Source organism: Pseudomonas sp. Ag1 (genome assembly GCF_000278565.1).
GTDB lineage: Bacteria > Pseudomonadota > Gammaproteobacteria > Pseudomonadales > Pseudomonadaceae > Aquipseudomonas.
The window spans coordinates 1-21,868 of sequence record NZ_AKVH01000066.1 but is presented as its reverse complement, the minus strand read 5'-3'; the positions used below and the strand labels follow the sequence as shown (position 1 = coordinate 21,868).

23 protein-coding genes and 1 tRNA gene are annotated in these 21,868 nt (G+C 59.6%); 7 read left to right on the top strand and 17 right to left on the bottom strand.

Annotated elements, in window-relative coordinates:
• Positions 1 to 11: 11 nt before the first annotated feature.
• From A462_RS28290 to A462_RS28320, 7 genes are all read right to left on the bottom strand, one after another.
• Positions 12 to 1,007, bottom strand: a complete 996-nt coding sequence (locus A462_RS28290; RefSeq protein ID WP_008431555.1) for a glutathione S-transferase family protein — start codon at positions 1,005 to 1,007, stop codon at positions 12 to 14.
• A gap of 88 nt (positions 1,008 to 1,095) precedes the next feature.
• Complete coding sequence (locus A462_RS28295) at positions 1,096 to 2,097, bottom strand: glycosyl transferase family protein (RefSeq protein ID WP_008431554.1); 1,002 nt, start codon at positions 2,095 to 2,097, stop codon at positions 1,096 to 1,098.
• Positions 2,094 to 2,429: a TusE/DsrC/DsvC family sulfur relay protein gene (locus A462_RS28300; protein WP_008431552.1), complete on the bottom strand. Its 336-nt coding sequence runs from the start codon at positions 2,427 to 2,429 to the stop codon at positions 2,094 to 2,096. Before A462_RS28300 ends, A462_RS28295 begins: the two co-directional genes overlap by 4 nt.
• Complete coding sequence (tusB, locus tag A462_RS28305) at positions 2,426 to 2,719, bottom strand: sulfurtransferase complex subunit TusB (RefSeq protein WP_003219628.1); 294 nt, start codon at positions 2,717 to 2,719, stop codon at positions 2,426 to 2,428. The genes A462_RS28300 and tusB overlap by 4 nt, the downstream gene beginning before the upstream one ends.
• Complete coding sequence (gene tusC, locus A462_RS28310; protein WP_008431550.1) at positions 2,719 to 3,069, bottom strand: sulfurtransferase complex subunit TusC; 351 nt, start codon at positions 3,067 to 3,069, stop codon at positions 2,719 to 2,721. The genes tusB and tusC overlap by 1 nt, the downstream gene beginning before the upstream one ends.
• Before the next feature lies 1 nt (position 3,070).
• The gene (tusD, locus tag A462_RS28315; protein ID WP_003219632.1) at positions 3,071 to 3,463 is read right to left on the bottom strand and encodes a sulfurtransferase complex subunit TusD; all 393 of its coding nucleotides are present in this window, start codon (positions 3,461 to 3,463) and stop codon (positions 3,071 to 3,073) included.
• Between the two features lie 89 nt (positions 3,464 to 3,552).
• Positions 3,553 to 4,224 carry a Bax inhibitor-1/YccA family protein gene (locus A462_RS28320; protein WP_003219636.1) on the bottom strand — a complete coding sequence of 224 codons (672 nt, stop codon included), beginning with the start codon at positions 4,222 to 4,224 and terminating at the stop codon, positions 3,553 to 3,555.
• Between the two features lie 152 nt (positions 4,225 to 4,376).
• On the opposite strand from A462_RS28320, the gene A462_RS28325 reads away from it, so the two are divergent.
• Positions 4,377 to 4,467: transfer RNA gene (locus A462_RS28325), tRNA-Ser, on the top strand.
• A gap of 248 nt (positions 4,468 to 4,715) precedes the next feature.
• Here A462_RS28325 and A462_RS28330 read toward each other — a convergent pair.
• The gene (locus A462_RS28330) at positions 4,716 to 5,627 is read right to left on the bottom strand and encodes a bifunctional GNAT family N-acetyltransferase/nucleoside diphosphate kinase regulator (RefSeq protein WP_008431545.1); all 912 of its coding nucleotides are present in this window, start codon (positions 5,625 to 5,627) and stop codon (positions 4,716 to 4,718) included.
• A gap of 362 nt (positions 5,628 to 5,989) precedes the next feature.
• Here A462_RS28330 and A462_RS28335 point away from each other — a divergent pair, with 362 nt between their 5' ends.
• Positions 5,990 to 6,448, top strand: coding sequence for an Hsp20 family protein (locus tag A462_RS28335; RefSeq protein ID WP_003219642.1), 459 nt, complete (start codon positions 5,990 to 5,992; stop codon positions 6,446 to 6,448).
• Positions 6,449 to 6,575: 127 nt separating this feature from the next.
• On the opposite strand, the gene A462_RS28340 is transcribed toward A462_RS28335, so the two are convergent.
• From A462_RS28340 to A462_RS28355, 4 genes are all read right to left on the bottom strand, one after another.
• The gene (locus tag A462_RS28340) at positions 6,576 to 7,904 is read right to left on the bottom strand and encodes an OprD family porin (RefSeq protein WP_003219643.1); all 1,329 of its coding nucleotides are present in this window, start codon (positions 7,902 to 7,904) and stop codon (positions 6,576 to 6,578) included.
• Positions 7,905 to 8,134: 230 nt separating this feature from the next.
• The gene (locus tag A462_RS28345) at positions 8,135 to 8,392 is read right to left on the bottom strand and encodes a hypothetical protein (protein ID WP_008431541.1); all 258 of its coding nucleotides are present in this window, start codon (positions 8,390 to 8,392) and stop codon (positions 8,135 to 8,137) included.
• A gap of 40 nt (positions 8,393 to 8,432) precedes the next feature.
• Entirely contained in the window at positions 8,433 to 9,425 is a 993-nt protein-coding gene (locus A462_RS28350; protein ID WP_008431539.1) for a zinc-dependent alcohol dehydrogenase family protein, read from the bottom strand.
• Positions 9,426 to 9,487: 62 nt separating this feature from the next.
• Entirely contained in the window at positions 9,488 to 9,790 is a 303-nt protein-coding gene (locus A462_RS28355) for an ArsR/SmtB family transcription factor (RefSeq protein WP_003219649.1), read from the bottom strand.
• A gap of 598 nt (positions 9,791 to 10,388) precedes the next feature.
• On the opposite strand from A462_RS28355, the gene A462_RS33050 reads away from it, so the two are divergent.
• The gene (locus A462_RS33050) at positions 10,389 to 10,586 is read left to right on the top strand and encodes a hypothetical protein (RefSeq protein ID WP_023658951.1); all 198 of its coding nucleotides are present in this window, start codon (positions 10,389 to 10,391) and stop codon (positions 10,584 to 10,586) included.
• A gap of 56 nt (positions 10,587 to 10,642) precedes the next feature.
• On the opposite strand, the gene A462_RS28365 is transcribed toward A462_RS33050, so the two are convergent.
• Entirely contained in the window at positions 10,643 to 11,203 is a 561-nt protein-coding gene (locus A462_RS28365) for a fasciclin domain-containing protein (protein WP_008431536.1), read from the bottom strand.
• 191 nt (positions 11,204 to 11,394) lie between these two features.
• Here A462_RS28365 and A462_RS28370 point away from each other — a divergent pair, with 191 nt between their 5' ends.
• The gene (locus A462_RS28370) at positions 11,395 to 12,144 is read left to right on the top strand and encodes a hypothetical protein (protein ID WP_032898777.1); all 750 of its coding nucleotides are present in this window, start codon (positions 11,395 to 11,397) and stop codon (positions 12,142 to 12,144) included.
• Between the two features lie 15 nt (positions 12,145 to 12,159).
• Here A462_RS28370 and A462_RS28375 read toward each other — a convergent pair whose 3' ends face one another.
• Positions 12,160 to 13,422: an MFS transporter gene (locus A462_RS28375; protein ID WP_032898783.1), complete on the bottom strand. Its 1,263-nt coding sequence runs from the start codon at positions 13,420 to 13,422 to the stop codon at positions 12,160 to 12,162.
• A 243-nt stretch (positions 13,423 to 13,665) separates the two neighbouring features.
• Here A462_RS28375 and A462_RS28380 point away from each other — a divergent pair, with 243 nt between their 5' ends.
• Positions 13,666 to 14,793, top strand: coding sequence for an MFS transporter (locus tag A462_RS28380; RefSeq protein ID WP_050550296.1), 1,128 nt, complete (start codon positions 13,666 to 13,668; stop codon positions 14,791 to 14,793).
• Between the two features lie 55 nt (positions 14,794 to 14,848).
• On the top strand, positions 14,849 to 15,946 hold the full coding sequence (locus tag A462_RS28385; protein WP_008431528.1) for a LacI family DNA-binding transcriptional regulator: 1,098 nt from the start codon (positions 14,849 to 14,851) through the stop codon (positions 15,944 to 15,946).
• Between the two features lie 108 nt (positions 15,947 to 16,054).
• Here A462_RS28385 and A462_RS28390 read toward each other — a convergent pair whose 3' ends face one another.
• Genes A462_RS28390 through A462_RS28400 form a run of 3 tightly spaced genes read right to left on the bottom strand, consistent with a single transcriptional unit; the run spans position 16,055 to position 20,186 of the window.
• Positions 16,055 to 17,665, bottom strand: a complete 1,611-nt coding sequence (locus A462_RS28390; protein WP_008431526.1) for a GMC oxidoreductase — start codon at positions 17,663 to 17,665, stop codon at positions 16,055 to 16,057.
• A 17-nt stretch (positions 17,666 to 17,682) separates the two neighbouring features.
• The gene (locus tag A462_RS28395) at positions 17,683 to 19,470 is read right to left on the bottom strand and encodes a thiamine pyrophosphate-binding protein (protein WP_008431524.1); all 1,788 of its coding nucleotides are present in this window, start codon (positions 19,468 to 19,470) and stop codon (positions 17,683 to 17,685) included.
• Entirely contained in the window at positions 19,467 to 20,186 is a 720-nt protein-coding gene (locus tag A462_RS28400) for a ThuA domain-containing protein (RefSeq protein WP_032898774.1), read from the bottom strand. The genes A462_RS28395 and A462_RS28400 overlap by 4 nt, the downstream gene beginning before the upstream one ends.
• Positions 20,187 to 20,474: 288 nt before the next feature.
• Between A462_RS28400 and hisD the strand changes: the two genes are divergently transcribed.
• On the top strand, positions 20,475 to 21,758 hold the full coding sequence (gene hisD, locus A462_RS28405) for a histidinol dehydrogenase (protein ID WP_008431521.1): 1,284 nt from the start codon (positions 20,475 to 20,477) through the stop codon (positions 21,756 to 21,758).
• Positions 21,759 to 21,868: the final 110 nt, after the last annotated feature.

Here is a 21,868-nt window from a genome sequence, read left to right as displayed (position 1 = left end):
CAGGGCTTGGATCAACTCCAAATACCTTTCCCGCTCAACCGCTCCCGGTCGTGCTCCGCCTCAAACGTCTGCAACGGCCCCTTCGGCACAATCCCCGTCGGATTAATCGTGCGGTGACTGGCGTAGTAATGCCCCTTGATGTGAGCAAAATCCACCGTCTCGGCAATCCCCGGCCACTGATACAACTCCCTTAGCCAGTTCGACAGGTTCGGATAATCCGCAATTCGCCGCAGGTTGCATTTGAAGTGGCTGTAGTACACCGCATCAAACCGAATCGCCGTGGTGAAAAGCCTTACATCGGCTTCAGTCAGGTATTCTCCCGCCAGGTAACGATGCTCACCCAAGTGCTGCTCAAGGTGATCCAGTTCGGCAAACACATCATCAAATGCGGCCTCATAAGCCTTTTGTGACGTGGCAAAGCCTGCGCGGTACACACCGTTGTTCACGGCGGGATAGATTCGATCGTTCAGTGCATCAATGGTCGAGCGCTGGGCTTCGGGATAGAAATCCAGTTGATTGCCGGTCAGTTCATTAAACGCACTGTTGAACATGCGAATAATCTCCGCCGACTCATTGCTGACCATCCGCTTGAGCTTCTTGTCCCACAACACCGGCACTGTGACCCGCCCGGTGTAGCTGGCGGTGTCGGCGGTGTAGCGTTGGTGCATGAAGGTGAAGTCGTCAAGCTTGTCGCCGCTGGAGCCATGGGCCTTGTCGAAGGTCCAGCCGTTTTCCAGCATCAGCCAACTGACCACCGACACGTCGATCAGGCTTTCCAAGCCTTTGAGCTTGCGCAGGATCAATGTGCGGTGCGCCCAGGGGCAGGCGAGGGATACGTACAGATGGTAACGACCGGCTTCAGCCGCGAAACCGCCTTCGCCGGTCGGGCCGGGTTCACCATCGGCGGTCACCCAGTTGCGGCGTTGCGCCTGCTCCCGTTGGAAGGCGCCGTCTGCGCTACTTTCGTACCACTGGTCATGCCAGCGTCCTTCGATCAGCAAACCCATGACTGACTCCTTGGCTAATAAGCGTTGGAGTGCAGTCTAAAGGTCTGAGTTCGAACAAAAAGCGCAAAGGCTGGGGGTTAATGATCGACTAAATCGATTTGTCCCGGGCATCCCAGTACTGTTGGGCCAGTTCGAACGCCTGTTCCCGCGGGTGGCCGAGGCCGCGCAAGGCCAGGGCCATGGTGGCGATCAGTGCCAGTTGCGGGTAGCTGTCCTGCACCTCACCGCGCCATAGCGCCTTCAAATGCTCGGGCTCCAGGGCCGCAGGCTTGACGTGGCGCTGGGCGGAGAGGGCGGGCCACTCTTCATCCCAGCTTTCGCCGCCGGTAGTGCCGTACAGGTGGCTGATGGTGTCCGGGTTGATCTCGATCTCGCCGCCGTCGCCCTTGATCACGATGGTGTTGTCGCCAAGCAGGCCGCTGGCATCGCGGTGTACGCCCTGGTAGCCCGGGTGGAAGATGCTTTGCAGGCCGCAGCGGGCGCTCAACGGGTTGAGGATGCGCGCCAGTGAATGGATCGGCGAGCGCAGGCCCAGGGTGTTGCGCAGGTCGATCATGCGCTGCAGTTGCGGCGCCCAGTCCCCCAGGGGAATAAACGCCAGGTTGCCCTGTTCAAGGGCCGCTTCCACCTGTTGCCAATTGCGGCACAACGGAATCTGCAAGCCATCCAGCAACTGCTCGGTGTAGAGCCGGCCTGCCGTATGCGCGCCGCCGCCGTGCATCAGGATACGCACGCCGTTCTGTGCCAGGCACTTGGCTGCCAGCAGGTACCACGGCAGGTGGCGTTTTTTACCGGCGTAGGTCGGCCAGTCGACATCCACATTGAGCGACGGTGCATTCAGGCGCTCGCGCACGGCTTCGGTGAAGCCTGCGAGTTCTTCCGGGCTTTCTTCCTTGTGCCGCAGCAGCATGAGGAAGGCGCCGAGCTGGGTGTCTTCGACCTTCTCGTCCAGCAGCATGCCCATGGCTTCCCGGGCTTCCTCACGGGTGAGGTTGCGGGCGCCGCGCTTGCCTTTGCCGAGGATGCGCACGAACGGCGCGAACGGGTGCTCAGCAGGGGTTTCAGTGATCAACGGGGCAAAATCAGTCATAAGCAATTCGTCGGCCTGGGCAGGCCCGCCAGCTTGGCGGCGAGTTTGGCGGGAGTGCCTTTGAACAGTCGGTTGAGGTGCAGGCTGTTGCCCTTTTCCGGGCCCAGCTTCAAGGCGGTGTACTTGATCAGCGGGCGGGTGGCGGGCGACAGCTGGAATTCGGTATAAAAGCCGCGCAGCAGTTCGAGGATTTCCCAGTGTTCCGGGGTCAGCTCCAGCGCTTCGGTAGTGGCGAGGGCGTTGGCCACGTCGCTGGACCACTCGGTCAGGTCGACGAGGTAGCCGTCCTTGTCCAGTTCGAGGGTGCGTTCACCTACGGTCAAAGTGTTCATAGCCAGGTGTTGACCTTGTCATAGTCGATCGACAGCTGGACGAACGCCGGGTAATCGACACTGCCGGCCCATTCAGGCACGGCGAGGTTACGCGCCTGGCTGTCTTCGGCCAGTACAAACACTTTCACGCCCCTGGCCTGCAGGGCCTGGCAAGGCGCGCTGGCGGGTTGCAGGGCGTAGGCGCCGTCGCCGCACAGCAGGATCGCATCCTGGGTGCCACAGAGGCGCAGGCAGCTGTCCAGCCGGCTGTCGGTAAAAGGCGAGTGGGATACCACATGCAAGGTCGACATCAGAGGGTAATCACCTGGTCGTAACGGTCAATCATCTGTGAAATTTGTTCACTGCTCAGCGGCTGTGCGTTGCCGGAGGTGGCCAGCCCGCGCACGCCGAGGCTATGGCTGCAGGCAAACACCTCTTCGACGCCAAATAATTCCAGGGCCTGGAGGTTGGCGCTCAGGTCTTTCTGTTGCACGGCCCTGGCGTCCTGGCTCGCGGCCAGTTGAAACACGCCGTCATCCAGAAACAACAGGCCAATCGGCAAATCAAACGCGCCGCCAGCCAATACGATATCCAGCGCTTCACGGGCGCTGGGGCCGGACCACGGCGCCTGTCGGCTGATCACCAGCAAGGATTTCGACATGTCACGGCCCTCCGAAGCAGATCAAGCGGTCAGCGGACTGGGCGGCGTCATGCAACTGCCCAAGCCCGGACAATGCCCAAGGCGCGTCCAGGTTCACCGCGCTGCGCTGATAACGGGTGGCCTCTTCGGCATTCAGCACGCCACGGCGCAGGGCCGCGGCGATGCACACCACGCCATCGAGCTGATGCTCGCTGACAAACTCGCGCCACTGACGGGCGATATCCTGCTCATCCTGCGGCGCAACAATGTTAGTGGATGCGCTGTAGACGCCATCCTGATAAAAAAACAGCCGCACAATCTCATGCCCACCCGCCAGCGCCGCCTGGGCGAACAGCAAGGCACGGCGCGAGGAGGGCGCATGGGCGGCGGAAAAAAGCGCAATCGCGAACTTCATGGAACACTCTGAAGGCAAAACCTGTGGCAATGATAAAGCCGCAGGCAACAAAAAGCCCGCCGAAGCGGGCTTTTTGCGTGCTGCTGCGATCAGTCGTCGCGGCCCATGATGCCGAAGATCTGCAACAGGCTGATAAACAGGTTGTAGATCGATACATACAGGCTGATGGTGGCCATGATGTAGTTACGCTCGCCACCCTGGATGATTGCGCTGGTCTGGAACAGGATGCAGGCCGAGGAGAACAGCACGAAACCTGCGCTGATCGCCAGTTGCAGGCCGCTGATCTGGAAGAACATGCCTGCCAGTACCGCAGCCAGCAACACGAAGAAACCGGCGGTGATGAAACCACCCAGGAAGCTCATGTCCTTGCGGGAGATCAGCACGTAAGCCGACAGGCCGCCAAATACCAGGGCAGTCATGGCAAATGCCGAGCTGACCACTTCCGCGCCGCCGGCCATGCCGAGGTAACGGTTAAGGATCGGGCCGAGGATAAAGCCCATGAAACCGGTCAGGGCAAACGCCGACACCAGGCCCCAGGCCGAGTCGCGCAGCTTGTTGGTCAGGAAGAACAGACCGTAGAAGCCGATCAGCACGACGAAGATATTCGGGTAGCCGACGCGCATTTGCTGGGCTACGAAGGCCATCACGCCGCTGAACGCGAGGGTGAGAGCGAGCAAGCCGTACGTATTGCGCAGGACGCGGCTAACTTCTAGCTGCTCAGCCTGCGCGTTTCCATTCACTGCGTAATTTTGTTCGCGCATGGCGACACTCCTTCAGTTTTGAAACATTCAGTCGCAAGGATCATAACAGACGCTCTGTAACAAGCTATGGCGAGAGTTTGACAGTGTGTTTCATTCGGGTATTATGGCGCCCGCTGAGGCAGGATGAGCTACGCTAATCCTGTGTTGCACAAGGGAAATTGGCAGAGTGGTTGAATGCACCGGTCTTGAAAACCGGCGGACGTTAATAGCGTCTCCAGGGTTCGAATCCCTGGTTTCCCGCCAAGATTTACTCAAGAGCCCCGCTATTGCGGGGCTTTTGCGTTTCTGGGGTTCAGGAATACACCTCTAATCGTTTCCGTATCATTTCAGGCAGTTTCCGCAACTCTGCAAAAAGTGGGCGTCAGCGGGTAGGTTTCACGATCTCACCCCCCGCGCCGATAACCGTCTCGGTTATCAGTTCACGCTGGAGAAGTCAGGCACCCAAGCCGGGCGCGCTGACTGGCGTGATTCGTTACTGAGAAAAGGCGCAATTACAGGTGGAAGTCGCCCGCAGCCTCCGGCTGGTAAAGCACTTTCTTGATCTCAATCCGGCGGGTCCGGTCAGCAATTCGCCAGTCGATGGCGTCTCCCTCCTGATAGCCAAGGATGGCGGTGCCTATGTCGGAATACACGGAATGCTTTGCTGCGTTGCTGTCCGCGTCTTCAGGGTAGACCAAGGCCACTTCGAACTCTTCATCGTCCAGTTGCAGCAAGGCCCTGGAGTTCATCGTGATGACATTGCACGCCACCTGCTGCGGCTTGACGACAATGGCCCGCTCAAGCTCATGTTCGAGTTCAACAACCGCCGGGCCTTGCTCGAACGCGATCAGATCCTCGAGCCTGGCCTTGTCGATTTCAGTGATGTAGATCCTGGTGGAGTCGCCACCGGCGCCTTCGCGCAAGAACTGGAAATAGCTCGCCGCCGTCATGGAAAATGACGTCAATGTCGGCGTTTCGCTCTCCAGCATAAAGCCGCTGCGCAGAAAGGCTTTCAGCGAGCGCGAGTTGTCCGGGTGAATCTTGGCGATGAGCTTCTCGGCCCGCATGTCGAGGAAGGCCAGTTTCATGCCTTCGCGGATCGTGCTGGCGCCCAGGTTCCGGCCCCATTTGTCGCTGTCTCCGATGACCAGGACAATCTCGCAATTTGAGCCGGTCTTGATGAGACGGACAAAGCCCACCGGAGCGTCATGCCGGTCATAGGCCATAAAGAATCTGCCGCCCTGGTTGAATAGATGAGTCAGGATCGGCAACTGAGTCCGATCAATGACTTGCTCAATGGAGCGGGAGACATGACGCGAATCGCTCAGATAGCAGGTGATGCGTTCATCCTCTAACCAATCCACCAACGTCAGCGCGTGCGCCCGCGTAATTTCAGGGCACAGCGAAATGAAAGGCTTGTTCATCTTGACCACACTTATTTGTAAAGGATTGAAGCCCTTCATGGATATGTCATGGCGGTTCTTCGGCAACCGGATATTTTAAGACATGCCGCGAGTAATGGCGAACATGCCAGAGAGTTCCAAGAAGCCACCGCTTGCTGAACCCGACCCAGGCAAGCACTCAAGAGAAAGGTGGGCTGACTACGCATCGCAGCCTGAGGGCGGCCTGTCTATCCAACCGAGCAAGCCGTTCCCGGCTGGTACTCAAATGTAAAAATTTTTATCTGGCCTCTTGAAAATTTTCCCGGCGAACATAAATTTTTATCACGCGACGCCGAATGCGGGTCGCGCACTTAATCACTTGGATTTAATCAGGAGATTTTGAGATGGCTACTACCCTTTCCTTGGCCCCTTTGTTCCGTCAATCCGTGGGCTTCGATCGCTTCAATGACCTGTTCGAGTCGGCGCTTCGCAGCGAGGCTCCGAACACTTATCCGCCTCACAATGTGGAAAAGCACGGTGATGACGAATATCGCATTGTCATTGCTGTCGCTGGGCTTACTGAAGCGGATCTGGATATACAGGTCGAAAAGGGCGTTTTGACAGTCGTTGGCGACAAGCGCGAAACCGAGAAAGCAGTCACTTATCTGCACCAGGGCATCGCGCAACGAGCATTTCGGCTGTCGTTCCGGCTGGCAGATCATATCGAGGTGCGCGGTGCTTCGATGAACAACGGGCTGTTAAGCATCGACTTGCTGCGCGTGGTTCCTGAAGAGGCCAAGCCCAAGCGCATCACGATTGGTAGCGGGAAAGAGCCCGAACTGCGTCAGGTTAGTTTGCAATAAGTCAGCGGTAACAAAAAAGGCGCTCTTGGTAGCGCCTTTTTTTGTGTGTGGAATCAAAACGCCTACCGATCAATACCTGGCTACGCAGAGTACCCGGTAGATCCATCAACCGGGCACTCCCGCCTGTTTAGAAGATATTCAACGGGTACTCGGTAATCAGGCGTGTCTGCACCAGATGCCCCCCGGTGGAAGCATCGCCATCGTGCCAGGCTTCCCGCAGGCGGAAGGACAGCTTCTTGGCCGGGCCACTCTGCACGACGTATTTCACTTCGGCGTCGGTTTCGTGTTCCTGGTCGTTGGCGCCATAGAACCCGGTGTAGGCCGAATTGCCGGGGGTATGCGTACCGTCGATGCCAGCACCGCGAATATGGCGGGCCATGAAGCTCAGGCCGGGGGCGCCAAAGGCTCCCATGTCCAGGTCATAGCGCATCTGCCAGGACCGCTCGCCCGGGCCGTTGAAGTCGGAGTATTGCACCGAGTCAGCCAGGTTGATCGAGTTGCCGTAGCGCCCGGCACCGACGCCGGCATTGGTCTCCCCAAAGCCGACGTAGTCGAACGGCTCGTCACCATGCACTTTCTGCCCGGCCAGGGTGAAGGTCTGTGCACCCAGGGTGTAGGCAGCCGCCAGCGAGGCTGCGGTGGTGTCGATGGTCCCGGCCTTGGCGCTGCCGTCGTCCAGTGTGCGATAGAGGTTGAAGTCCAGCGCGACGGATTGGTCATCGGTCAGTGGATGAACAAGGTTCAGGTTGACGTAGTACTGATTCCACACGTCTTCCAGGTGTGCTCCGTACAGCGACGCGGTGAATTCCTTGCTGAACTGGTATTTGCCGCCCGCGAAGCTGGCCGACGACGCTTCCACGCCCGCATAGCTGGCGAGAATGTCGCCGCTGCGCGAGGTGGTGGTGGTACCGGTGCCGGAGGTGTAATGGCCGGCCTCCAGGTTCAGGCCGGTGATTTCATGGCTGTCGATCTGGAAGCCTGTTGCGGTCTGTGGCATCAGGTAGTTATCGGCGGTGGCGAACACCGGCGACGTAGGCTGCAGGTCGCCGACCTTGAGCGTGGTATTGGAAATACGGAACTTGACGTCACCACCGGCCTTCGCGAAGCCATGATCCGGATTGCCATTGGCGTCGGACGGTATGTTCGGGCCACCGGCGCGGTCGGTGTCCCCGTCGATGCGCAACGCCAGGTCGGCAAACGCATCAATGCCGATGCCAATGGTGCCTTGAGTGAAGCCCGAGCTGTAGGTCGCCATCAGCGCCTGGCTCCAGTCACGGGTGTGGGCGCCGTTGCCGTTCTGGTTCCAGAACAGGTTGCGGTTGAGGATATTCAAGCTGCTGTCGGCGACAAAGCCCTTGGAGTCGGACTGATCGCTGGCATAGCTCATGGCCGGCAAGGCAAATGCCAGCGCCACGGCCAAGGTATTGAGCTGAAGTAACGGTTGACGTTTTTTCATTATATTTTGCTCCTGTGCACGAGTTCGTGTGGGAGCATTAAGGCGACAGCCCAGGCCATCAACAAATGAAACTGGATGAAGGTTTTGATATCCCTTTTACCAAATTCCAGGCAAAGAAAAGCCCGCGATGGGGAGTGCGGGCTTAAAGGTGTTCACTTAGGAGCTGGAGTGACGATAAGCGCTCGAGTGTGAAAGGGATGTGAAAGGTTGTTGGGTGCGTAGCGTATTTATCACGAGTGATCCTCTCCTCGCACAATCCTTCCGGCCTTCACCTCATCCGCGTACCCGCTGAGCTTTTCCTGCTGAGCCGCGAGCAGTGCACCCATCTTCATCAGGGCGACTGCTTCGTCGGGTGATTTGGCGACCCCGGCGATAGTGGCCAGCTCATTGACCGACCAGGCGATAACGGCCGTCGCATCTTCGAGGTCGTAGAACAGTTCCTGCTGTGCGGTCCTTGGGCCGTCGAGCCTTTCCATCAGTTCTGCCATTTACCCGTGCTCTCCAAAAAAGTGGTTCAGTGCGATCAGCTCAGGCACCGTTGCGCCAATCCTCCTGTAAGCCGGCAAACACGGCAATCGCGATTTTCCCTTGAATGCCGTTGTTGGGGCTTTCCAGGCGGGAATGGGCGAGCGGGATGTCGGCAAGGGAATAGACCGCGCCAACGTGTGGCCGCAGTTGACCGTTGGCGATCAGTGCGCTCATTTCATCCAGCTTGCCGCGGTTCTGTCGTGTGAAAACGAAGTGATAACTCGCGTTCCTGCCCCAGGCCTGGACGAGGTTCTGGGGGTGCGCCGTGTCCACAATCGTGACCACGCGACCCAGTTGCGCAAGCGCGTCCGGGCTACGGGACAATGTGGTGCCGCCGATGGTATCGAACACCACATCAACGCCACGGCCACCCGTTTCCCGCAGGATGGCGTCGACGTAATCTTCCTTTTCGTAGTCGATGATTACGTCCGCGCCCAGGCTTCGCGCGAACTCGACATTGACGTCGCGTACGGTGGTGAACACCTGGGCGCCAATGGCTTTCGCCAGTTGGATCGCCACATGGCCGACGCCGCCCGCGCCGCCGTGCACCAGGATGCTTTCTCCCACCCTGAGGGCTGCACGCACCACCAGCGCTTCCCAGGCGGTGCCGCCGACCAGGCTCAGGCTTGCCGCTTCAAGGTGACTCAGGGCAGGGGGCTTCTTCCCGATAATGCCTTCGGCCGCCACGTGGTATTCGGCATAGCTGCCGGGTCCGTCAAATATTTGCGGGGTGTACCAGACTTCGTCGCCTGGCGCGAAGGACGTAACCCCCGGCCCGACTTCCTCAACGACCCCCGATACGTCATGCCCGGTAATCGCCGGTAGCGGCACCAGGTCAGCGTAGTCGCCACGTCGGACCTGGTAATCCAGCGGGTTGATGGAGGTTGCGTGTACGCGGACCAGGACTTGCCCCGTGTGCGGAACGGGCTTGGAAACGTCGCGAAGTTCGAATGATTCCGGGCCGCCAAATGACTTGAGTATCAACGCCTTCATTGCATTTCCTCGTTTCGACAAAAAGGGATATCGCGAAATCTCGATATTATGTGGCAAAAAAACTACAAATCTTTCCCTATGATCTCGGCAAGCCTGCGGATGGTGGCTTCATTGCGCTTGTAGTAAGTCCACTGGCCGATGCGCCTGACTTCGACCAGACCCACCCGTTGCAGCGTTGCCAAATAACCAGACACCGTCGACTGCGAGAGCCCGATGCCTTCCTGAATACTGCTGACGCACACGCCCACCGTGTGAACGTCCCCTTCATCTTGTGCAGGGAAGTTCTTCTCGGGGTCCTTCAAACCTTTCAGGATTTCGAGGCGTGTCTGGTTTGAGAGGGCTTTGAATATTTCGAGTAAGTCCATGGCGTGATCATATCGAGAATTACCGATATGTCAATGTGTGTCAGATATAAAGGGTAGTCAGTTTCAGGCCTCACCGGAGGCGGCGACCAAGGACCTGTCGCGCTGCGGGCCTCTGAGCTATAACAGTGTAAAAGCACAAAAAACAAACGTGTTTCCGGGCTGTTTTCAGGAGAGAACTCATGAGCGCCATGGACGCGGGGCAAGTGGTGCCTGGCTACGTAACCTTCGTCGGGCGTGAGGCATCGTGGGCCGGACGCCAATTCATGAGCTTCAGCTATAGCGTCAATGGGCAGCACTTTCACAAGTCTCTCAACGAGACGGTTGACGCTTGGTCAACGACGACGCTTCGTAAAGCCTCGTATGGCTTGCGAGTGGGAGACCCGGTGTCTGTCTGGTGTTCTCTCACCGACCCCGAGGTGTGTTGCATTGGCGAAAAACCAGCAGAGAAACCCGCGATCCTGCGGTGGATAGAGTCTCTCGGAGCGTTAGGGCCGTTATGAAATTGATCCCCACCGTTCGTCCATCGGCCGGCACTCGCGACACCGCATCGTTTCTCATGTTCAAGCACGGACATCCCGCGCTAGAACGGAGAGCCAGCATGGAAATTAACGAGAAGGCCCCTGGGAATGTATCCCAGCAAGGCGTAACGCGCGGTACAGACAATGAAACCGGGCATGATCCTCGGCGCGATCAACCTGAAGCGCCTCTACCACCGGACGATGATGCCCCTCTGGAAGAGGATATGTCGGATGTGGATGCAGCTGATTCTGTCGCGAGTGAACACCCCGACAACTGAAGCATCCGAATCAGCCCGACGCACACTGCGTCGGGCTTTTCGGTGTCAAGCGACGATTACGGCATCAGCACCGAATCAACCACATGAATCACGCCATTGGACTGCATCACATCCGCAATGCTGATGCTGGCCTTGCCACCCTTGGCATCCACCACCCACAGTTTGCCGTCATGCAGCTTGATCGTCAGCGACTCACCCTGCACGGTTTTCAACATCACGGTACCGCCGTTCTTCTTGGCGTCGGCCATCAGTTGTGCAGAGGTATGAGTGCCAGCCACCACGTGATAGGTCAGGATTTTTGTGAGATCGGCTTTGTGCTCAGGTTTCACAAGCGTATCCACGGTGCCTGCGGGGAGCTTGGCGAAAGCTTCGTTGGTCGGTGCGAATACGGTGAACGGGCCTTTGCTGTTAAGGGTATCCACCAGTCCGGCTGCCTTGACCGCCGCCACCAGAGTGGTGTGGTCCTTTGAGTTGACTGCGTTTTCGACGATGGTTTTCGTCGGATACATCGCCGCGCCGCCCACCATTACGGTGTCGGTGGCAAAACTTAGGGATGTGGTGACGGAGAGGATCGTAAAGCAGGCAACGGCAGCAATTTTTTTGTAGATGGCGTGCATGATGTATCTCCTTGGTGCTTGTGCCCTCCGGGTGAGGGTATTGAATCTACGTACCAAGGATCAAAGTGGATGCACCTCTGGAAAAATTATTGGTTTGCCGCCCTCACTGCACTTTTTCCCGTTCTTCCGATCTATCTCTGTCCCGACCACACTAATTTCCGGCGTGGACAGCAGACCCAGACCTGGTGCCGATGGATCGCACGTTACCTGTTTTTATCACCCGATGGATGCGTCAGCCGCTGTGGCTGGCTGCGGTTTTGATGCTTTGCGCCAACGGTTGCAGCCAGCAGCAGGGGCGCGATATTGCCACGCAGTTCAGCAACGGCAAGCCCGACGAGTTCTTCCAGACCAGCGTTGATCGCATGGCCACCCTGAGCATGCGCGACAACCTGCAAAGCCTGTATCTGCTGATGAGCAAGCTCTACCTGCGCAACCCCAACCAGTGGCGTCAATCGGGTTACACCGACGCGGTGACCGCCGCCCGGCAAATCCGCCAGGCCATCGAACTTCGCCAACCGCTACCTGCCCTGGGGGATCGTCGCGACCTGGCGGCGCTGAGCTATTCCCTGAGCCCGGAGTTTCGCGGCGACCGGGTAGGCGCCTTCATCTACGCGATCGGCAGCATGCTGGTGACGGCACACGGCGGGCGCACCGAGTTTTATATAACGGACTCGATCAACCCGCAGTTCGTCAGCAATGCCGCGCGCAATATCGAGAAGGCCACCTGGCTGCTCAGTCAGCGCCAGGATGCCAATGGCTCGCTGTTGCTGTTCTCCAACGAGATCTCGGAGGCGGGCAGCAACCTCAGCTTTGCCGTGGAGTTCGGCAAGATCGTCGCGCGCCTCGACCTGTTGACCCAGATGCTCGACGAACGCTACCGGCGCATCGGGCTCAACTACGCGCAAAGCTTGCTGCTGATGAATTTCCTGCCGGTGCAGTGACGATGCGGGCCTCCCTCACACCTCGGTTTGCGCTTTGCCGCGGGCAACGGTTTTCTTCGGCGCGCGCATCAGCAGTGGGCCGAACGTCGCGAGCAAACCGAGCATCACCAGCGGGAAGAACATCAGCTTGCTCAGGCCGAAGTGGCTGACGATGACGGTGATGACGGCGGGGCCCACCAGCATCCCGGAAAATCCGATGCAGTTGACGATGCCGATATTGCGCCCGGCATGTGCCGGGTCCCGGCGCCCGGCGGCGGAGATCATCAACGGTGCGATGCACGAAAGGCCGAGGCCAAACAGCGCGAAGCCGACAACGCCGGTCACGGCCGTACCGCCCAATATCGTGGTGATCATGCCGAGGACGCACAACGTACCGCATCCAAACACCACCTGCGCATTACCGAACGCAGCGGCCAGGCGGTCGCCAAAAAGACGCCCCACGAATGACGCACCGACGAACAGTGAGACCGCCATGCCTGCGGTCGAGGTGGTGGTCGCGAACTCCCGGCGAATGTATTCCTGGCCCCAGTCGGCAATTGCGTTTTCGCCCATCATGCTGCCCAGCAGTAAGGTGCCGAGAGCGATCATCACCAGCAGCGTCTTGGCCGAAGGGCCCTTGCCGGTTTCGTCCCGGGACTGGGTGCCGGCTTGCCAGTCGTCGAGCTGGGCGTCGGGCACATCATGCTTGCCCAGCAACCATCGGCTGAACACACAGCCCAGAATGAACATCGCCAGGCCCAGTACGGTGTAAGGCACCAGCACGCTGTCGGTGTAGAACCGGGTCAGCCAACTGCATGCCATGCCCAGCAGGAAGCCGCCCAGGGAATAGAAGGCATGGAAGCCGGACATGATCGAGCGTCGATAAAACCGTTCAACCTGCACGCCGTGGGCATTCAAGGCGGTATCCAGGGCGCCGCGCAACAGCCCCAGCACAGAGCCGAAACACAGCGCAAACCAGAAACCGTTGACGAAGCCCAGCGGGATAATCGAAAGGGGATAGGCGAGGGCGCCAAGGGTAATTACCGGCTTGGCGCCGAAGGTGTCCAGCAGCCGCCCGACCAGCAGCGCACCGGCTGCGGAACCGACACCGACCCCGAGGGCAATCAGGCCGAAACTCGAGTCCCCGAGTTCTCCCGTCAGGCCAAGCTGGGTCCTGAACACGCTTACACCGGTGGACCAGATGTACATCATGGCGCCGATCATCATGAAGCCGAGAAAGGTGGCGATACGTGCCTTGCGAATACGCGGGGGGATCGGGGTTTTCTGGAAAGTGCTTATCACGCTGCATGGTCCCTTTTGTTTTTGTGGGGTGGTTATGCAATTTTGGGTTATACGAATAACCTTGCGGAAGTAAAACCTGCACCCTGTGGGCTGTCAATGCTTTATCAATCCAGAATATGTAACAGTAACAAGGCAGTGGCTGGCGCTTGAGTTTTAAGTTATACGTATAACTCCAACTGTTCAGGTATTGGGGTTTCCGTGTCGTCTCAAGAGTTGTTATTGCCGTGCTCCACGCCGCATATGTCGGCCTACCGCTTGACGTTTCTGCTGTCCGGCCTGTGCATGGGCGCCTGGGCGCCGCTGGTTCCCTATGCGCGCAGCCGGGCCGGGGTGGACGACGGCGCATTGGGCATCCTGTTGCTGTGCCTGGGCCTCGGCTCACTGGTGATGATGCCGCTGGCGGGCATCCTGAACGCCCGCAAAGGTTGCCGCTTTACCATGCACATCGGCATCGCCCTGGTGTTTCTGACGCTGCCTCTGCTGGCGACCACACATTCATTCTTGGGCTTGATGTTTGCCCTGACCGTGTTCGGTGCAGGGTGCGGCGCAGTGGATGTGACGATGAATGTACAGGGCGTGATGGTTGAGCGTGCGACCGGGCGGTCCTTGATGTCGGGTTTTCATGGCTTGTTCAGCCTGGGCACGATTGTCAGTGCGGCGGGGATCACCGCGCTGCTCTGGCTGGGCGCCACGCCGTTGCTGGCCAGCAGCGCGGTGATGGCGGCACTGGCTGCGTTTGTCCTGAGTTACGGGCGCCAGATGCTCGGGCGCAGCGGCGAAGAGGGCAGCCCGATCTTTGTGCGGCCCACGCGTAAAGTCCTGGTGCTGGGCGTGCTGTGCCTGTTCGCGTTCCTGGCCGAAGGTGCGATTCTCGACTGGAGCGCGGTGTTCCTGACCCAGGTGCGTGATGTCGAGCCTTCCATTGCAGGCCTGGGCTACGCCTGCTTCGCCGTGATGATGGCGTTGGGGCGCTTGAGTGGCGACCGGATTCTGCTCAGGCTCGGCGCCCGGCTAGTACTGGTGGGCGGTGGCCTGATTGTAATCCTGGGCTTTCTCACGGTGGTGCTCGCGACGAACTGGCAGGTGAACCTGGTGGGGTTTGCGGTCATCGGCATCGGTTTGGCCAATATCGCGCCGGTGTACCTGTCGCTGGCGGGCGCGCAAAAGACCATGCCGGGGGAACTGGCGATTGCCGCTGCCACCAGCCTCGGTTATCTGGGTATCCTGATGGGCCCGGCGGTGATCGGCTTGTTCGCCCACGCGACGAATCTATCCTGGGCGCTGCTGGCGGTTGCCTCGCTGATGGTCGCAATCATGTTCAGTGCCACACGACTGGTTCCGAAGGTTTCCCCTCAACGGGTACACTGAGCGCCTGTTTTTTCATGACCTCGCATGAGGTTTCAAAAGGATTGGGAAGCAAGCGATGGCCGTTTCAATGAAAGACGTAGCACTGGCGGCAGGGGTGTCCCAGCCTGCGGTGTCTTACGCCTACAACCGACCTTCCAAACTGTCCCCGGCCCAGCGCGAGCATATCCTCGAGGTGGCCGCTTCATTGGGCTACCCGGGCCCCAATGTGCTGGGCCGCAGCCTGCGCTCGGGCAAGATCGGCGCCATCGGGTTGATGATGATGGACAAGTTGTCCCTGGCCTTTGCCGACCCGTGCACCATCGCCATGCTGCGCGGCATCAGTGAAGTGGGCGAGTTGGAAAATGTCGCACTGACACTGTTTCCGCTCAACAACAACCGCCTGGTAGGCCGGGGCCCGGCGGCGAGCCACGGCAGCCTGGCCCTGCGCGGGCTAGTGGATGGCCTGATTATCTCGACCCTGCCCGATGATCACCCGGCGGTGCTGGCGGTGGTGAAGCACAGTATTCCGTTCGTGGTGATCGACTCGCCGCTGGTCGAGAATTCGTTTTTTGTCGGCATCGACGATCGCGGTGCGGCTCGCACGCAAATGCAGCATCTGCTGGACCTGGGCCACCGCAAGATCGGCGTCATCATTGACCGCCTCAACCCGGATGGTTACCGCGGCCCGATTGACCTGCAACGCTTCAAAAGTGCCAGTGAGCGGATTGTCCGCGAACGCCTCACCGGTTACGTGGAGGCGGCCACCGCCGCGGGCCTGGCGTTTGAAGACCTGAGCGTGATCGAGGCCGGTGGGCTGGATTCCACGTCCGGCCAGGCCGCAGCGTTCACATTGCTGACCTCCAACGACGTCACGGCAGTGGTGGCGTGCTCGGATGTGATGGCGATTGCCTGCATGAAAACCGCCCACGCCCTCAGTCGCCAAGTGCCGCAGACACTTTCGGTGATCGGCTTCGACGATATTCCCGAGGCGGTGCAACTCGGTTTGACCACCATTGCCCAACCCATGGTGGAGAAGGGCGTGTACGCCGCACGCATGCTGACCGAGCAATTGAATGCCCCGGCTGATGCGCCGCTGGCGCCCGAGCAGAAGATTTTCGCCACCAAGCTGGTGGTGCGTACCTCGACCCGCAGTATCCAGCAGGCAGACGCCTGATCCCGTTGGTAAGGGATCGCTGTAGGAGCTGGCTTGCCTGCGATGGCATCGACTCAATACCACTGACAGACCGAGTCGACTGCATCGCAGGCAAGCCAGCTCCCACCTTTACCCGGGCTGCCCCTTGAAGTGTGCCGCTACTCTGAGGGCATTCGCCGCGATGGTCAGTGCCGGATTAACCGCCGCCGACGACGGGAAGAACGAGCTGTCCACCACCCATACATTCTCCAGGTCATGCAGCTTGCAGTTCAGGTCCAGCACGCTGGTGGTTGGGTCCTTGCCCATCACGGCAGTGCCGCACTGGTGGGAGTTCGTCGCGATGCCCATGCGCGCCTTGAGGATCAGCGGATACCCTGCATGACGCATGGTTTGGGTGGCCTTGCTCACCAGTCCTTCATGGGCCTTGAGGTTGTTCGGCGTCCAGTGAACCTTGATCGCACCGCGCTGTGTGTCGTAGGTGACGCGGTTGTCCTGGTTCGGCAGATCTTCCGAGGTCAGGTACAGGTCTACGCTGTGGTCAGTGATATAGCGTGAAGCGAATTTCGGCAGCCAGGGCCGCATGGCACTGATCATCGGCTCGCGGATTTTCCCCAGCATCTGCACGTTACCCAAGGGGAATGCGTTGTGCGGGCTGGCGCTGTACCAGTCGTTGATGGCCAGGGTTTTCTGGAAGGTCACGTTGTTCTTGCGTCGCGGGTCCACCGCCAGCATGAAGGTGCTGTTGTGCACCATGTAGTTACGCCCCAACTGCCCAGAGCTATTGCCCAGGCCATGAGGATGTTGAGCGTTCGCAGACTTGAACAGCAATGCCGCGCTGTTGACTGCGCCGCACGCCAGCACGAAGCGTTTGGCACGCAGTGTCACCTCGCGTCCATCGAACAGACCCCGCGCTTGAGTCACGGTTTTGCCATCGTTATCGGTGTTCAGCTGCCGGATCGTGGTGCGAGTCATCAGCCGAATGCTGCCACTGCGCAGGGCGGGCCTGAGCGCAGAAACTTCAGCGTCGGCCTTGGCCTCCACCAGGCACGGATAGCCATCGCAGGTTGAGCACAATACGCAATCGCCGCCATCGCCATAGTCCACCGCCGCCGGCATCACGAACGGCTTGAGTCCGGCACGCTGCATGCTTTGCTCCAGCGCAACCAGGGCCGGGTCGTGCTTGAGTGCCGGTTGCGGGAAGGGTCCTGAACGCCAGGGTTCGCTGGGGTCAATGCCGGCCTGGCCATGCACGCGGTAGAGCTTTTCCGCTTCGGCGTACCAGGGTTCAAACTCGGCGTAGCTGACGGGCCACGCAGGCGACACGCCCTCGGCATGCTGGATCTCGCCAAAGTCCGCCTCGCGAAACCGTGGCAGCATGGCGCCGTAGAATTTGGTGTTGCCGCCGACGTAATAAAACACCCCCGGCGAAAATGCTTGGTTGGCCTGGTCCAGCCACGGTTCGGCATTGCGATAGCGTCCTTGGCCGAACACCGCTTCAGCGCTCCAGTTCTGGATTTCCCGGGGCAGGAAATCCCCTCGTTCGACGATCACAATATCCAGCCCGCTGTCACGCAGGGCATGGGCGAAGGTCGAACCGCCCATGCCCGAGCCGATAATCACCACGTCACAGTTGATCGTGCCATCTGCATCAGGTGTCACCACGTCGAGGGCGCGCGGTTCGCGCGGCGCCCCCGGTTGTGGATTCAGCTCTGCATGATGCGAAATCAATGCATCACTCATGTGAGCCGCTCCGGCAGTTACAGGTGTTGTTCGGAATTACGGATTTGCCAGTACTCATCCTGGCGTTCGTCGGTGATGTATTCCGGAATCGGGAAGTCCCACCAGCCGGGCACCCAAGGGCCAGCCGCATCGCGGTCGGTGGGTACTTCGATCAGCACCGGCACATTCAAATCCAGCGCTTCCTGCAGGATAGGCTCAAGGTCTTCCGGGCGCTCCACACGGTAGGATTTGAGGCCGAAGGCTTCGCCCACCGCCTTGAAGTCCGGGCTGTAGGGCGTGCCGTCCGGGTGGTTGAACTCAGTGCCGATATGGCGGCTGGTCTGCTTGCGCTGGCCACCGCGAATCGACATGTAGCCGGCGTTGTTCTGGATCAGGAACACCACAGGGATATTGTTGGTCACGCAGATCGCAATTTCCTGGGAGGTCATCAGGAAATCGCCATCCCCGAGGATGCACACCACCGGCTGGTCAGGCGCCGCCAGCTTCGCACCGATGGCCGCAGGTACGGCCCAGCCCATGGACGAGAAGCCGCCGGAGGTCAGGTGGGTACGTGGCGTATAGACCGGGAAAGTCTGCTTGACCGGGCCCTGGGTGTTGCCCGAGCCAACCACCACGATGGTGTCCCGCGGGAACACTTTGCGCAGCGCGCCGAGGGGGCGTTGCGAGGTGAACGGAAAGCGATCGGAGTCACGACGGCCCGCCAGTTTGGTTTCCCATTCTTCCTGATAACCGCGCAGGTCGCTCAGGTACTCTTCGCGCTCAACCGTCTCGCCTTTCAGGCTTTCGACAATGGCGGCGAGGGCGTATTTGGCGTCGGCACAAATGCCCACGGTCACCGGGTAGTTCTTGCCGATTTCATGCGGGTCGATGTCGATGTGGATCAGCTTCGACGGCGGGATCGCGAAGGTCACGCCCTTGGCGTAGCTGGACGACGACCAGTCGGTGAAACGGCAGCCCACGGCGATGATCACGTCTGCGGTGGACGCGACTTTATTGCCGCACAGGGTGCCGGTCTGGCCGACACTGCCGGCGAACAACGGGTGATCTTCCGGGAAGCCGCTCTTGCCGTTCCAGGTGGTGACCACCGGGATCTTCCAGGCTTCGGCCAGGGCGAACAATTCCGCGCTGGCTTCGCCGGTAATCACGCCGCCGCCGATCACCAGCACCGGGCGCTTGCTCAGTTTCAGCTCTTCCACTGCGCGTGCGGTGGCTGCCGGGTCCGGGAAGCATTTGCCGATCGGGGTGCGCTCTTCGAGGGCATGCAGGGTCACTTCAGCGGCCTCGGCCTGCACATCCATCGGGATTTCCAGGTGCACCGGCCCGGGGCGTCCGGTGACCATTGCGCTCCAGGCGCGGTGCATCATGAACGGCAACTCTTCAACACGGGTCGCCACCCAATGACGCTTGGTCACGGCCTCGGCGATTTTCGGGAAGTCGTTGTCGGTGTAGCGCTCCAGCTCCTGCAGCAAGCCATGGCCACGCATGTGAGTGGGTGGCCCGCCGGTGATCAGCATCAGGCTGGTGGAGTCGGTAAACGCGGTGGCCATGCCGATCACCGTGTTGGCGGCGCCGGCACCGATGGACGTCACTGCCGCCATCGGCTTGCCGCTCACCCGGTAGTAACCATCGGCGAGGTGCACCGCGCTCTGCTCATGGAACACCTGGATGAACTTGAGCTTGGAGTCTTCTTCGAGGAAGGCGTCGGTCAGGGTCCAGATACCGTGGCCGGGAATACCGGCGACGTATTCGACGCCATAGTTTTTCAGGGTTTGAGCCACGATCTGGCTGCCGGTCAATTTAGTCATGACAGGACTCCTTGGGTTGATGAAACGGAGGGGGTTGCCTCGGCGGTACTGGCTGCACGCCCGCGTGTCGCCCAGTTCAGGCCTTGCTTGGTCAGGCGGCGGATATTCGGGTCGGCGAGGTTGCTGGTGTCGTGCCCGATGGAGTGATAGAACACCCGCCCCTGGCCCCACTGGCGCACCCACGCCACCGGGCTGCGATGGCCGTTTAGCCAGGGGAAGGGGTTGCCGTCGAAGGTGGTTTCAGCCAGCACATGAATGTTCGGGTCGACCTGCATGTAGTACTGCTCGGACCGTACCTCGAAATCCTCGACGCCCTGGGTCACCTCGTGGCTGTGGTCGATGACGTTGACCTGGTACGGGTGGGGAAAGCCTTCGCCCATCGGGTGTTCGAGGAATGAGCCGCCGAGCACCCAGTGATATTTGAGGCTGGCGCGAAACGCCGCGCCTGCGCCGTGCCAACCCACCAGGCCGGTGCCGCTTTCGATCGCTTCCAGCAGGCGGTTTTCCTGGGACGCGGTGAGCGTCTCGGTAGTGACGGCGTTGTTCCAGCCGATCACGATCAGGTCATAACCGGTCAAGTCCCTGTCCAGTGTGAAGATGTCGGTGGACTCTTCGACCTCGAAATCCAGTTCCTGGAAAACGGTGCGCGCCCATGCCGCAATTTCGTAGGGGAAATGGCCGGGCCAGCCACCGAATAGATACAAGACTCGACTCACGGTTGATCACCTCTTTACGTTGGGTGTGATTGTTAGGTTATACGTATAACCGCTTATTTAACCTATCACTCCGAATCCCTAAGTCAATGGGGCTTACATGTTTTTCATCGGGGGTTATACGAATAACGTCAGCAGCCCGCCGCAGTGCTTCAACACTGCGTCTGTGTTGCGTCAGGTTGCGTCACCAATACGGAGGCTGCGAAATTGCCCGGGGCAGGGGGGTAGGAAAAGATGGTTGCCAATGCCGGGGGCATGTCGCGTGCCCTCAAGAACCACCTGGAGCCACTGATGATTCGTTACCTGAAAACGCCTAAACCGGTCGAAGCCCAAGCCGAGATTGCCGCCCAAGTCCGCGATACCGTTGAGCGCATCATCGCCAACGTCGCCCGTAACGGCGATGCGGCCGTACGTGAGTATTCGAAGCAGTTTGATCAGTGGTCGCCTGTATCTTTCCGGCTGAGCGACGAAGAAATTGCCGCCTGCGTGGCGAGCCTGTCCGAGCAGGAAATCGGCGATATCACCTTTGCCCAGGCCCAGGTCCGGCGCTTCGCCGAGGTGCAAAAAGCCTCGATGCACGATGTGGAAGTCGAGACCTTGCCTGGCGTGATCCTTGGGCATCGCAATATTCCGGTGAACTCGGTGGCTTGCTACATTCCGGGCGGCAAGTACCCGTTGCTGGCGTCGGCGCATATGAGCGTGCTGACGGCCAAGGTGGCCGGGGTGAAGCGCGTTGTTGCGGCCGCGCCGCCGTTTGATGGCAAGCCTCATCCGGCCATTGTGACGGCGATGTATTTGGCGGGTGCCGATGAGATCTATTGCGTGGGCGGGGTGCAGGCGATTGCTGCGTTTGCGTTGGGCACCGATACGTTCAAGCCGGTGGATATGATCGTTGGGCCGGGTAATGCGTATGTGGCCGAGGCCAAGCGTCAGTTGTTCGGCAAGATTGGTATCGACTTGATTGCCGGGCCTACAGAGACACTGGTGATTGCTGATGACAGCAGCGATGTTGAAATCATCGCTGCCGATTTGTTGGGGCAGGCGGAGCATGGGGTTAATTCGCCTGCGGTGTTTTTGACGAACAGTGCGGAGTTGGCGCAAACCCTGCCGGCGGAGATCGAGCGGCAGTTGGCGATCCTGTCCACCGCACCGGTTGCTTCTGTCGCCTGGCGCGACTATGGCGAAATCATCCTGTGCGACAGCGTCGACGAGCTGGTGCAGGAAGCCGATCGCATCGCCTCCGAGCACGTGCAGGTGATGACCCGCGATCCGTTGTATTTCCTGGAGCACATGACCAATTACGGCGCGTTGTTCCTTGGTGAGCGCACCAACGTTTCCTATGGCGACAAGGTGATTGGGACCAACCACACATTGCCTACCACCGGGACTGCGCGGTACACCGGCGGGCTGTGGGTCGGCAAGTTCATCAAGACGTGCACGTATCAGCGGGTGCTGACGGATGAGGCTTCGGTGTTGGTAGGGGAATACTGCTCGCGGCTTTGCGGGATGGAAGGGTTTGCGGGGCACAAGGAGCAGGCGGATATTCGGATTCGTCGTTACAAGAAGCACGGTTGAGGGTACATATCCGTTGTTTGGGTAACGGCCTCTATTGGTTCCGCTCTTACAGCGGCTCACTTTTGAAGAGCGCAAAAGTAAGCAAAACGCTCTTGCCCCACCACTCGGCT

Excerpts from the sequence above, each read along its gene's own strand:
- A462_RS28290 (WP_008431555.1), bottom strand. The coding sequence starts at position 1,007 with ATGGGTTTGCTGATCGAAGGACGCTGGCATGACCAGTGGTACGAAAGT.
- A462_RS28295 (WP_008431554.1), bottom strand. The coding sequence starts at position 2,097 with ATGACTGATTTTGCCCCGTTGATCACTGAAACCCCTGCTGAGCACCCG.
- A462_RS28300 (WP_008431552.1), bottom strand. The coding sequence starts at position 2,429 with ATGAACACTTTGACCGTAGGTGAACGCACCCTCGAACTGGACAAGGAC.
- tusB (WP_003219628.1), bottom strand. The coding sequence starts at position 2,719 with ATGTCGACCTTGCATGTGGTATCCCACTCGCCTTTTACCGACAGCCGG.
- tusC (WP_008431550.1), bottom strand. The coding sequence starts at position 3,069 with ATGTCGAAATCCTTGCTGGTGATCAGCCGACAGGCGCCGTGGTCCGGC.
- tusD (WP_003219632.1), bottom strand. The coding sequence starts at position 3,463 with ATGAAGTTCGCGATTGCGCTTTTTTCCGCCGCCCATGCGCCCTCCTCG.
- A462_RS28320 (WP_003219636.1), bottom strand. The coding sequence starts at position 4,224 with ATGCGCGAACAAAATTACGCAGTGAATGGAAACGCGCAGGCTGAGCAG.
- A462_RS28330 (WP_008431545.1), bottom strand. The coding sequence starts at position 5,627 with ATGAACAAGCCTTTCATTTCGCTGTGCCCTGAAATTACGCGGGCGCAC.
- A462_RS28335 (WP_003219642.1), top strand. The coding sequence starts at position 5,990 with ATGGCTACTACCCTTTCCTTGGCCCCTTTGTTCCGTCAATCCGTGGGC.
- A462_RS28340 (WP_003219643.1), bottom strand. The coding sequence starts at position 7,904 with ATGAAAAAACGTCAACCGTTACTTCAGCTCAATACCTTGGCCGTGGCG.
- A462_RS28345 (WP_008431541.1), bottom strand. The coding sequence starts at position 8,392 with ATGGCAGAACTGATGGAAAGGCTCGACGGCCCAAGGACCGCACAGCAG.
- A462_RS28350 (WP_008431539.1), bottom strand. The coding sequence starts at position 9,425 with ATGAAGGCGTTGATACTCAAGTCATTTGGCGGCCCGGAATCATTCGAA.
- A462_RS28355 (WP_003219649.1), bottom strand. The coding sequence starts at position 9,790 with ATGGACTTACTCGAAATATTCAAAGCCCTCTCAAACCAGACACGCCTC.
- A462_RS33050 (WP_023658951.1), top strand. The coding sequence starts at position 10,389 with ATGGAAATTAACGAGAAGGCCCCTGGGAATGTATCCCAGCAAGGCGTA.
- A462_RS28365 (WP_008431536.1), bottom strand. The coding sequence starts at position 11,203 with ATGCACGCCATCTACAAAAAAATTGCTGCCGTTGCCTGCTTTACGATC.
- A462_RS28370 (WP_032898777.1), top strand. The coding sequence starts at position 11,395 with ATGGATCGCACGTTACCTGTTTTTATCACCCGATGGATGCGTCAGCCG.
- A462_RS28380 (WP_050550296.1), top strand. The coding sequence starts at position 13,666 with ATGTCGGCCTACCGCTTGACGTTTCTGCTGTCCGGCCTGTGCATGGGC.
- A462_RS28385 (WP_008431528.1), top strand. The coding sequence starts at position 14,849 with ATGGCCGTTTCAATGAAAGACGTAGCACTGGCGGCAGGGGTGTCCCAG.
- A462_RS28390 (WP_008431526.1), bottom strand. The coding sequence starts at position 17,665 with ATGAGTGATGCATTGATTTCGCATCATGCAGAGCTGAATCCACAACCG.
- A462_RS28395 (WP_008431524.1), bottom strand. The coding sequence starts at position 19,470 with ATGACTAAATTGACCGGCAGCCAGATCGTGGCTCAAACCCTGAAAAAC.
- hisD (WP_008431521.1), top strand. The coding sequence starts at position 20,475 with ATGATTCGTTACCTGAAAACGCCTAAACCGGTCGAAGCCCAAGCCGAG.